At 71.1% G+C, this 10,552-nt stretch carries 11 protein-coding genes and 1 tRNA gene; 6 read left to right on the top strand and 6 right to left on the bottom strand.

Translation table 11 applies throughout. From position 1 onward, the window contains the following. The 4 genes from glyA to VGO20_RS11195 form a co-directional block, all read right to left on the bottom strand. Positions 1-1,131: serine hydroxymethyltransferase (glyA, locus tag VGO20_RS11210; protein WP_327502426.1), on the bottom strand; the 1,131-nt coding region annotated here is incomplete at its 3' end. A gap of 228 nt (positions 1,132-1,359) precedes the next feature. Then, entirely contained in the window at positions 1,360-2,739 is a 1,380-nt protein-coding gene (locus VGO20_RS11205) for an L-serine ammonia-lyase (RefSeq protein WP_327502425.1), read from the bottom strand. Positions 2,740-2,854: 115 nt separating this feature from the next. Beyond that, positions 2,855-3,472 (bottom strand): helix-turn-helix transcriptional regulator, encoded by a 618-nt coding sequence (locus VGO20_RS11200; RefSeq protein WP_327502424.1) that lies wholly within the window; start codon positions 3,470-3,472, stop codon positions 2,855-2,857. Between the two features lie 12 nt (positions 3,473-3,484). After that, positions 3,485-3,976 carry an Lrp/AsnC family transcriptional regulator gene (locus tag VGO20_RS11195; protein ID WP_327502423.1) on the bottom strand — a complete coding sequence of 164 codons (492 nt, stop codon included), beginning with the start codon at positions 3,974-3,976 and terminating at the stop codon, positions 3,485-3,487. Positions 3,977-4,063: 87 nt separating this feature from the next. Here VGO20_RS11195 and VGO20_RS11190 point away from each other — a divergent pair, with 87 nt between their 5' ends. The 4 genes from VGO20_RS11190 to VGO20_RS11175 all read left to right on the top strand — a co-directional run bounded on the left by VGO20_RS11190 (position 4,064) and on the right by VGO20_RS11175 (position 8,162). Then, positions 4,064-4,528 (top strand): hypothetical protein, encoded by a 465-nt coding sequence (locus VGO20_RS11190; protein WP_327502422.1) that lies wholly within the window; start codon positions 4,064-4,066, stop codon positions 4,526-4,528. 330 nt (positions 4,529-4,858) lie between these two features. Next, positions 4,859-6,358: an ABC transporter substrate-binding protein gene (locus VGO20_RS11185; RefSeq protein ID WP_327502421.1), complete on the top strand. Its 1,500-nt coding sequence runs from the start codon at positions 4,859-4,861 to the stop codon at positions 6,356-6,358. Positions 6,359-6,368: 10 nt separating this feature from the next. Next, the gene (locus tag VGO20_RS11180; RefSeq protein WP_327502420.1) at positions 6,369-7,316 is read left to right on the top strand and encodes an ABC transporter permease; all 948 of its coding nucleotides are present in this window, start codon (positions 6,369-6,371) and stop codon (positions 7,314-7,316) included. A 24-nt stretch (positions 7,317-7,340) separates the two neighbouring features. After that, a complete protein-coding gene (locus tag VGO20_RS11175; RefSeq protein WP_327502419.1) occupies positions 7,341-8,162 on the top strand; it encodes an ABC transporter permease in 822 nt (273 codons plus the stop codon). Here the strand turns inward: VGO20_RS11175 and gpt are convergent. Beyond that, positions 8,137-8,616, bottom strand: coding sequence for a xanthine phosphoribosyltransferase (gene gpt / locus VGO20_RS11170; protein ID WP_327502418.1), 480 nt, complete (start codon positions 8,614-8,616; stop codon positions 8,137-8,139). The two genes, VGO20_RS11175 and gpt, sit on opposite strands and share 26 nt — an antisense overlap. A gap of 183 nt (positions 8,617-8,799) precedes the next feature. On the opposite strand from gpt, the gene VGO20_RS11165 reads away from it, so the two are divergent. Then, a tRNA-Arg gene (locus VGO20_RS11165) sits at positions 8,800-8,876 on the top strand. Positions 8,877-9,076: 200 nt separating this feature from the next. Here VGO20_RS11165 and VGO20_RS11160 read toward each other — a convergent pair. Further along, on the bottom strand, positions 9,077-10,210 hold the full coding sequence (locus VGO20_RS11160) for an IS630 family transposase (RefSeq protein WP_327502417.1): 1,134 nt from the start codon (positions 10,208-10,210) through the stop codon (positions 9,077-9,079). 51 nt (positions 10,211-10,261) lie between these two features. Between VGO20_RS11160 and VGO20_RS11155 the strand changes: the two genes are divergently transcribed. Next, entirely contained in the window at positions 10,262-10,552 is a 291-nt protein-coding gene (locus VGO20_RS11155) for a LexA family protein (RefSeq protein ID WP_327502416.1), read from the top strand.

The raw sequence follows: 10,552 nt of genomic DNA, 5'->3' as shown, positions 1-10,552 counted from the left end.
GCCGAAGCCGCGCGTCGTCGCGGCCGGGCTGCCGAGCCGCACGCCCGACGTGATCATCGGCTTCTCCGGGTCGAAGGGGATGCCGTTCTTGTTGCAGGTCATGCCGGCGCGCTCCAGGCTCGCCTCGGCGATCTTGCCGTTCAGCCGCTTCGGCCGCAGGTCGACCAGCACCACATGCGTGTCCGTGCCGCCCGAGACGATGTCGAGCCCGTGCTCGACCAGGCGCGCCGCCAGCACCGACGCGTTCTCGACCACGTTCGCGGCGTAGGTGCGGAACTCCGGCTTCAGCGCCTCGCCGAACGCCACCGCCTTGCCGGCGATCACATGCATCAGCGGGCCGCCCTGCAGGCCGGGGAACACCGCGGAGTTGATCTTCTTGCCGAGATCGGCGTCGTTGGAGAGGATCATGCCGCCGCGCGGGCCGCGCAGCGTCTTGTGCGTCGTCGTGGTCACGACATGCGCGTGGGGCAGGGGGCTCGGATGCGCGCCGCCGGCGACCAGGCCCGCGAAATGGGCCATGTCGACCAGGAAATACGCCCCGACCTCGTCCGCGATGCGCCGGAACCGCGCGAAGTCGATCACCCGCGGATAGGCCGAGCCGCCGGCGATGATCATCTTCGGCCGGTGCTCGCGCGCAAGGCGCTCGACCTCGTCGAAGTCGATCCGGGAGTCCTCGCGCCGCACGCCGTACTGGATCGCGTTGAACCACTTGCCCGACAGGTTCGGCGCCGCGCCGTGGGTCAGGTGGCCGCCGGCCGCCAGCGACAGGCCCAGCACCGTGTCGCCGGGCTGCAGCAGCGCCAGCATCACCGCCTGGTTGGCCTGGGCGCCGGAATGGGGCTGGACGTTGACGAACGCGCAGTCGAACAGCGCCTTCGCCCGCTCGATCGCCAGCGTCTCGACCTCGTCCACGAACTCGCAGCCGCCGTAGTAGCGCCGGCCGGGATAGCCCTCGGCGTACTTGTTGGTCAGCACCGTGCCCTGCGCGTCCAGCACCGCGCGCGACACGATGTTCTCCGACGCGATCAGCTCGATCTGCTCCTGCTGGCGCTCCAGCTCGCGCCGCACCGCCGCCGCGACGTCCGGGTCCGCCTCGGGGAGGCGCTGTTCGAATGAAATGCCCGTTGCCATGTTCCCGCTCCTCGATGATCCCATGCCGATGAGCGCTTCTCCCGACACGTCGGGAGAAGCGCAGCCCTCACACGCCGGGCGCTTCTCCCGACACGTCGGGAGAAGCGCAGCCCCCACACGCCGGGCGGCCCGCTCCGCGGCACCTTGGCTTCGCGCCTTGCGGCGCGGGGCCGCGGTCGCGGCCCTGATACCACGATGCCGAAGGCTTCTTTCTTCGGCATCCCGGTCTCAGCACTCGGTGACGTTGACCGCGAGCCCCCCCTGGCTCGTCTCCTTGTACTTGCTCTGCATGTCCAGCCCGGTCTGTCGCATGGTCCGTATGGCCGCGTCCAGAGAGACGTGGTGCATGCCGTCGCCCTTGAGCGCCAGCGACGCCGCCGTGATCGCCTTGACCGCCCCCATCGCGTTGCGCTCGATGCACGGGATCTGCACCAGCCCGCCGATGGGGTCGCAGGTCATGCCGAGATGGTGCTCGATCCCGATCTCGGCCGCGTTCTCGATCTGATCGTTCGTGCCGCCCAGCGCCGCCGCCAGCCCCGCCGCCGCCATCGAGCACGCGACCCCGACCTCGCCCTGGCAGCCGACCTCCGCGCCGGAGATCGAGGCGTTGCGCTTGAACAGCATGCCGATCGCCGCCGCCGTCAGCAGGAAGGTGCGGCTGCCCTCGGCATCGGCCGCCGGCACGAACTCCTCGTAGTAGCGCAGCACCGCCGGGATGATGCCGGCCGCCCCGTTGGTCGGCGCCGTCACCACGCGCCCGCCGGCCGCGTTCTCCTCGTTGACCGCGATCGCGTAGAGCCCGACCCAGTCCACGATCTCGTGCGCCATGCGGTCGTTGCGCCCCGTGCGGTCGTTCAGCGCGTCCAGCAGCCCCTTGGCCCGGCGCCGCACCTTCAGCCCGCCCGGCAGCACGCCCTCGCCGGTCAGGCCGCGCTCGATGCAGCCGCGCATCGCGTCGCGGATGCGGTCCAGCCGCGCGTCGATCTCCCCTGCCGGCGTGCCGAGCGCCGCCTCGTTGGCGCGCACCATCTCCGCGATCGTCAGCCCGGCCTTCGCCCCCATCGCCAGCATTTCGCGCCCGTCGCGGAACGGGTGGGGCACCGGCTTCTCCGCCGCCGCCGCGAGCCCGCGCGCCAGCTCGTCGGCCGAGACGACGAAGCCGCCGCCGACGGAGTAGTAGACCCCCTCGTTGAGCACCAGCCCCGTCGAGCCCAGCGCCAGGAAGCGCATGCCGTTGCTGTGGCCGGGCAGCAGGGTCCCGTCGAACACCAGGTCCTCGTCCTCGCGGAACGCGACCTCGCGCCGGCCGAGCAGGGCCATGCGGCCGGACGCGCGGATGTCGGCGACGATGCCCGCCACCCGGTCGGGATCGACGTCGGCCGGCCGCTCCCCCGCGAGGCCGAGCAGCACGGCCAAGTCGCTGGCATGGCCGCGCCCCGTCAGCGCCAGCGAGCCGTGCAGCGAGGCGCAGACCCGCGTCACCTGGTCGAGCGGGACCAGGCGCTCCGTCTCCTCCAGGAAGCGCCGCGCCGCCACCATCGGCCCGACGGTGTGCGAGCTGGACGGCCCGATGCCGATCTTGAACAGGTCGAAGACGCTGATTGCCATGTGTCCGCCGCCATTGGTCGCGGGCCCTGCGCCGGCCCCCGGATGCGGACTCTAGCGCAACCGGCGCGAAATTGGGCTTGCGCATGCGCGTCCCGGCACGGGCCGCGGGGCAGGATCATCCTCCAGGGGCCGCTTCGGCGCAAAATCCTTCCGCACCGCCCGCCGCACCCCCCGTCCGCTGTGCCACCGTCTCGACCATCCGGACGAAGCTGCCGTCCGAAAGCTGGAAGCGGACGTAGCGGAACCGGCTCTCCAGGATGCGCAGCTCGCGCGAGCGGTTCTCCCCCGTGTCGCCCTCGACGGCTGGCGGTGCCGGCTCGAACCAGCCGAACTCCGCAAGGCGCTTCTCCGCCTCGACGATCTCCTCGCTGGCATGCGGCCACAGCGACGTGCCCATCAGCTCGGACGCGGGGACCCGGCAGTTGCGCGCACGCGACGGCGACAGCGCCAGCAGCGTGTGGGTCAGGTCGCAGATCAGGTGGACCGGGCGGCGCGACTGCGCGACCAGCCGGGCCAGCTCGCGGTCGGCCGCACTGTCGAGCGCGGCCCGCAGCAAGCACCGGATCGCCGCCTGCTCCTCCGGGTCCGGCGCCTGCCGGCCGCTCTCCCAGCGCGATACCGTCGCCTGCGACACGCCCAGCAGCTCGGCGGCATGGCGCTGCTTCATGCGGCGCAGCACCCGCCACGTCCGCAGCGAGCGGGCCAGGTGTTCGGGGGCGGAGCACGGGATCATCGGCGGTTCCGGCTACTGGACGGGGACGGCCTCGGCCTCCTTGACCCGGCCGAGCGAGAAGCTGGAGCGGACCGAGCGGACATGCGGCAGCCGGTACAGCCGGGGCAGGATCTCGCGCACGTAGTGCTGGCTGTCGACCGCCAGGATCTTCAGCAGGAAGTCCGGGTCGCCGCTCAGGAAATGCGCCTCCTGGATCTCCGGCACCAGCTCGAGCGCGCGGCGGATCTCGTCCTGCAGCTCGACCGTGTGCGCGCCCATGGTCAGGAAGGCGAAGATCACCTCGCCGAAGCCGACCGCGGCCGGGTCGACGCGCACTCCGTAGCCGCGGATGACGCCCGCCTCCTCCAGCCGCCTGACCCGGCGCCAGCACGGCGTCTGCGACAGCCCGACCCGCGTGCCCAGCTCCGCCAGCGTCTGGCGCGAGTCGCGCTGCAGCTCGGTCAGGATGCGGCGGTCGAAGTCGTCCAGGTCGGCGCGGCGGGTCATGGCCCTGCGCTCTAGCACGCGGGCGCATCCCCGTCCAGATCGCCTCTTGACTTAGTTCCTATTTTGTTCCAGCCTGTCCTACGCGCATTCGCAAGGAGCCGGCCCGTGACGCTCGACCCCCGCCAGGAACTGTTCTGCCGCCTGGTCGCCAACGGCGCCACTCCCGCGACCGCGGCCCGCATGATCGGCTACGCCGACCCGGCCTCGGGCGAGACGCTGCTGGCCGAGCCCGGCATGGGCGAGCGGGTGGCTACATTGTCCGCCGCCCGCGAGGCCGGCCACGCCGCCATGTTCGAGCGTCTGGAGGCCTGGCTGTCCCACCTGGTCGAGCACTCCATCGCCGACGGCCAGACCGGCCACGCGCTGCGCGCGATCGACCGCCTGATGCAGCTCCACGGCATGAACGGCAAGGGCAACGGCCGCCTGCCCGCGATCGAGCCGGTCAAGCCCACCCCCGCCCCGATCCTCGACGACCTCGACCTGACCACCCTCCTGCCGTCGGTCCTCCCCGAACCCCAATTGAACCGCCGCGAGCGCCGCGCCCTCAAGTCGATGACCCGCCGCAAGTAGAACATCCCCTCTCCCGTGCAACGGGAGAGGGAGGGGCCCGTCGCCTCGGCGACGGGAGGGTGAGGGCTGCGCGCTCTCGCCCCAAAAGCCGTTTCCCTCCGCCCGACCCTCACCTTCCCACCGCTGGCGCGGCGGGCCCCTCCCTCTCCCATTGCATGGGAGAGGGAATTCTCAACCATGCGTGCAGCCACCCCACCACGCCTTCCGACCCCACCCCCACACCACCCCCACAAACCCCCACATACCCCCACGCTTCGCGGCATCCGCTTGATCCCCCGCGCCGGCCGCTGCAATGATGGCGCGGAACCGATGCAAGACCGGGAGTGGGGGATGAGGAAGCTTGGCCTGTTGGCGGTCGCGATGGTCGCGGCCGGGACCGCGACCGGTTTCGCCGGCGCCGCTCACGCGCAGCAGCGCGACACCCTGGCGCTCGGCCTGGGGCTGGAGCCGCCGCATCTCGACCCGACTGCCGGCGCCGCCGCCGCGATCGACGAGGTCACCTACCGCAACGTCTTCGAGGGGCTGACCCGCATCGACGAGAAGGGCAGCGTCCAGCCCGGCCTGGCCGAGAGCTGGGAGGTCTCGCCCGACGGCCTGACCTACACCTTCCGTCTCAGGGACGGCGTCACCTTCCACGACGGCACGACCTTCGACTCCGCCGACGTGAAGTTCGCCTACGACCGCGCGCGCGGCCCGGACAGCGTCAACGCCCAGAAGGGCTATTTCGCCGCGATCGACACGATCGAGACGCCCGACCCGCGCACGGTCGTGGTCCGGCTGTCGCGCCCCGACGGGCTGTTCCTGTTCAACATGGGCTCGGGCGACGCGTCGATCGTGGCGCCGGAATCGGCCGCGGGCAACGGCCAGAACCCCGTCGGCACCGGCCCGTTCCGCTTCGGGCGCTGGGTGCCCGGCGACCGCGTCGTCCTGACCGCCAACCCCGACTACCGCGAGCCGGGGCTGCCCCATCTGCGCGAGGTGACCTTCCGCTTCATCGCCGACCCGGCGGCCCAACTCAACGCCGTGCGCTCGGGCGACCTCGACGCCTTCCCGATCTTCGGCGCCACCGAATCCGTGGCCCTGCTGGAGGGCGACCCCCAGTTCCAGGTCGTGGCCGGCACGACCGAGGGCGAGACGATCCTGGCCTTCAACCATTCCCGCCCGCCCTTCGACGACGTCCGCGTCCGGCGCGCGATCGCGCATGCGATCGACCGCCAGGAGGTCGTCGACGGCGCGATGTTCGGCTACGGCACGCCGATCGGCAGCCATTTCGCCCCCCACCGCGAGGGCTACGTCGACCTGACCGGCACCTATCCCCCCGACCTCGATGCGGCGAAGGCGCTGCTGCGCGAGGCGGGCGTGCCCGACGGCTTCAAGACCACGATCAAGCTGCCGCCGCCGCCCTATGCCCGGCGCAGCGGCGAGATCATCGCCGCCCAGCTCGCCCGCGTCGGCATCGAGGCCGAGCTGATCCCCGTCGAATGGGCGCAGTGGCTGGAGCAGGTGTTCCGCGGCGGCAACGACTTCGACATGACGATCGTCGCCCATGTCGAGCCGCTCGACCTCGACATCTACAACCGGCCCGACTACTACTTCAACTATCACGGCGACCGCTACGCCGAGGTGATGGCCGAGCTCGAGCGGACCGTCGACCCCGCCGCCCGCAACGAGCTCTACGGCCAGGCGCAGCGCATCCTCGCCGAGGACGCGGCGAGCGGCTTCCTGTTCCAGCTCCCCAAGGTCGGCGTGCGCCGCGCCGGGATCGAGGGCATGTGGGACAATGCGCCGGTGCCCGCCAACGACATGACCGAGGTGCGCTGGACGGAGTGACGGGCGGCCCATGCTGTCCTTCCTGGCCCGCCGGCTCGTCGCCGCGGCGGCGACGCTGGCGGCGGCCACCGTCGTCGTCTTCGTCGTGCTGGAGGTGATGCCCGGCGACCCGGCGCTCCTGATGCTCGGCACCGAGGCCCGGCCCGACACGCTGGCAGCACTGCGCGAGCAGATGGGCCTCGACCGGCCGGCGCCGGTCCGCTACCTCGCCTGGGTGTCGGGCCTGCTGACCGGCGATCTCGGCCGCAGCATGACCTACGGCGTGCCGGTCGCGGAACTGGTCGCCGACCGGCTCGCGATCACGGTACCGCTCGCCGGGCTCGCGATCCTGGCCTCGACCGCGCTGGCCCTGCCGCTCGGCCTCTACGCGGCGTCGCGCCGCGGCCGGCCGGGGGATTTCGGCGTGATGGCGTTCAGCCAGCTCGGCGTCGCGGTGCCCAATTTCTGGCTCGGCATCCTGCTGGTCCTGGTGTTCTCGATCGGGCTCGGCTGGCTGCCGGCCGGGGGGTTCCCGGGCTGGCAGGCGGGCATCGGCCCGGCGCTGGCGGCACTGGTGCTGCCGGCGGTCTCGCTGGCATTGACCGAGGCCGCGATCCTGGCGCGCGTCGCGCGCTCGGCCGTGCTGGAGACGCTGGGGGAGGATTATGTCCGCACCGCGCGCGCCAAGGGCCTGTCGAACCGCGCCGTGCTGTGGGGCCACGTGCTGCGCAACGCGCTGATCCCGATCGTGACCCTGGTCGGCCTGCAGTTCGCCTTCCTGATGGCCGGCACGGTCGTGATCGAGAACGTGTTCTACCTGCCCGGCCTGGGCCGGCTGCTGTTCCAGGCGATCACCCAGCGCGACCTGATCGTCGTCAAGGACGTGACGATCCTGCTCGCGGCCATGGTGGTGCTGGTCAGCTTCGCGGTCGACCTGCTCTACGCCGTCATCGACCCCCGCCCGAAGGCCGGGTCATGAGGGCCAGGTCATGAAGGCACGCTCATGAGACATCTGAGCCTCGGCGTCGGGCTGCTGCTGACCGGGCTGCTGGTCGCGGCGGCGCTCGTCTCCTTCTTCTGGACGCCGCATCCCGCCGACGCGATCGGCATCGCCCGGCGCCTGCGCCCGCCTTCGGCCGAGCACTGGCTCGGCACCGACCAGCTCGGGCGCGACGTCCTGTCCATGATCATGGTCGGCGCGCGCAACTCGATCGCGGTCGGCGCGGTCGCGGTCGGGCTCGGCATGGCGGTCGGGGTGCCGCTCGGCCTGCTGGCGGCGGCGCGGCGCGGCTGGATCGACGAGGGGCTGTCGCGCTTCGCCGACCTCGTCTTCGCCTTCCCGGCGATCCTGTCGGCGTTCCTGGTCACGGCACTGCTCGGCCCGGGGGCCATCAACGCGATCCTGGCGATCGGCGTCTTCAACGTCGCGGTCTTCGCCCGCGTCGCGCGCGGTGCCGCGATCCAGGTCTGGGGCCGGCCCTTCGTGCGCGCGGCGCTGGCGCTCGGGCGCGGGCCGGTCTCGGTGACCCTCGTCCACGTGCTGCCCAACGTCTCGGCGGTGCTGATCGTCCAGGCGACCGTCGCCTTCGCGGTCGCGATCCTGGCCGAGGCGGCGCTCTCCTATCTCGGCCTCGGCATCCAGCCGCCGGCCCCGTCCTGGGGCAAGATGCTGCACGAGGCGCAGACCTTCATGCCGATGCGCCCGACGCTGGCGATCTTCCCCGGTGCCGCGATCGCGCTCGCCGTGCTCGGCCTGAACCTGCTGGGCGACGGCCTGCGCGACGCGCTCGACCCGCGCCTCAGGCCTTCCCGCGGAGCTGGATGATCGGCTGGCTGTACTGCGGCTCGATGTCCCAGGGGAAGAAGATCCAGGTGTCCTGGCTGACCTCGGTGATGAAGGTGTCGACCAGGGGGCGTCCGGCGGGCTTGGCGTAGATGGTCGCGAAATGGGCCTTCGGGATCATCTTGCGCAGCACGGTCGCGGTCTTGCCGGTATCGACGAGGTCGTCGATGATCAGCCAGCCCTCGCCGTCGCCCTCGAAGCCCTTGAGGACGCGCGCCTCGCGCTGCTGCATGTGGTCGTAGGTGGAGATGCAGACCGTGTCGATCAGCCGGATCTCCAGCTCGCGCGCGATGATCGCCGCGGGCACGAGGCCGCCGCGCGTGACCGCGACGATGCCGTTCCACGGCCCGGTCTCGCTGAGCCGCCAGGCGAGCGCCTTGGCATTGCGGTGGAGTTCTTCCCACGACACGGGGAAGTGCTTCTGCTGCTCGACCACGACCCAGCCTCCCAAGCCCTCGGGTGAAAGACCGGCTTATACCCGAGCGCCGCACGCGCGGCAACGCCGGGGCCTGCGGCGCGGCCCCGGGACCGCGTGAAAATTTGCCGAATTAGGTGTTGCGCCCCCGGCCCGGTTTGGATAGTTTCCCGGTCCACGCCGGGTCGCACCGGCGAAGGCGAGGCGCCCGTAGCTCAGCTGGATAGAGCACCAGACTACGAATCTGGGGGTCAGGAGTTCGAATCTCTTCGGGCGCGCCACCTTCCTCACGACGACACGAAAGCCGCCGCAAGGCGGCTTCGTCGTTTCCGGCAGGCACTCGGTGAGCACGGCGCGACCGATCCTAGCCGCTTGTCCTTCAGTCTATATGGGTGTGCTCCTGGGTGAATATGCGGGCACCAGTTATCACTCGAACGAGTTGGACCCCAACTAGTAGCTTGGCACAGTGAATATGACCGGTTCAGGCAGCGTGAGCGATCTCATGCTGCGGGACCGGGTAGGCGTGGGGCATCTTCTGGCGGGCCCGCTCGGTGGTGAACATCCATCGGATCTGTGCACCTTCGGCATTGCGGCGTTGCTCCCAGGCGGCCACTTCGGCCTCCAAGCGGGCCCGCTCGGCGATGCGCCGGGCCAGGCACTGGCCACGCAGCACTCCGATCTCGATCTCCACCATGTTCAGCCAGCTCGCGTGCTTGGGCACGAAGTGGAACTCCAGGCGGCGCAGCAGCCTGCGCGCCTCGGGGGCGGGGAAGGCTTCGTACAGCGCACCCGCGGCATGGGTCGACAGGTTGTCCATGACCACCCGGATCCGTTCGGCCGCGGGGTAGTGCCGGTCGACCAACTCGCGCAGGCAGACGGCGAAATCGCGCGCGGTCCGCCGCTGCGTGACCTTGACCCGGCGCCACGGCCGGTGTGCATCCAGCAGGACGAAGAGATTGGCCGTGCCGCAGCGTCGGTACTCGTAATCCTGACGGGCGGGCTGTCCCGGGGCCGCGGGGATGGGCGTGCGGGTCTCGCCGATCAGCTGGACCGGGCTCTCGTCCAGGCACACCACCGGGCGCTTGGGATCGGCGGCCTCGGCATAGAGCTCGAGCACGTTCTCCATACGGGCGACGAATTCGGCGTCGAGGCGCGGGATGCACCACATATCCCGGCGCCACGGCTTGAGGTCGTTCTCGGCCAGGCGCCGGCGCACCGTCTCGCGCGACAGCGTCTCATGCCCGGTCAGGCGCACCATCTCGCCGGCCAGAAGCTCCAGGGTCCAGCGCGCCCGCCCGGCCGGCGGATCGGTGCAGGCGGTCGCCACCAGCAGGGCCTCCTCCGTGCCCGTGAGCTTGCGTTCGGCGCCGGGACGGGGCGCCTCGGCAAGCGCGCGCTCCAGGTTGCCTTCGATGAAGTGCCGCCGGGTCCGGTACACGGTGGAGGTGCCGACGCCAACCGTGGCGGCGATCATCTCGTCCGGGGCGCCGGCGTCGGCCGCCAGCAGGATCTGGGCGCGCTTGATCCGACGCACGGACTGGCGCCCGCCGCTGGTCAGGGTTTCCAACTCGGCCCGCTCGGTCGGCGTCAGCTCGACATGGTAGCGTGTGGTCATCACTGCCTCGGCGTTGCTTCGGAAAGCCGAGCCAACCCGGATGCTCACCCGATGTCACCACCCGCTGCTACGCCCCGCTTCACGCCGACCCAGGGCCAGTACCTGGCCTTCATCGATACCTACACGCGCCTCCATGGCCGCCCGCCCGCCGAGGCCGACATGCGCCGCCACTTCGGCGTCACACCACCCACGGTTCACAACATGATCCTCACCCTCGAACGCGAAGGCCTGATCCGACGCGCGCCTGGCAGCGCCCGAACCATCGAGGTCCTGGTACCGCCCGAGGATCTCCCCCTCCTCAACCCGAAACAGACTGTCAAAACCTCGGTGCCGAGGTACTAG

It is taken from the genome of Arenibaculum sp. (assembly GCF_035998295.1).
Taxonomy (GTDB): domain Bacteria; phylum Pseudomonadota; class Alphaproteobacteria; order Azospirillales; family Azospirillaceae; genus DASYHS01.
Note: the sequence above shows the minus strand (reverse complement) of the source record. Positions and strands in the feature narration are given on the sequence as shown.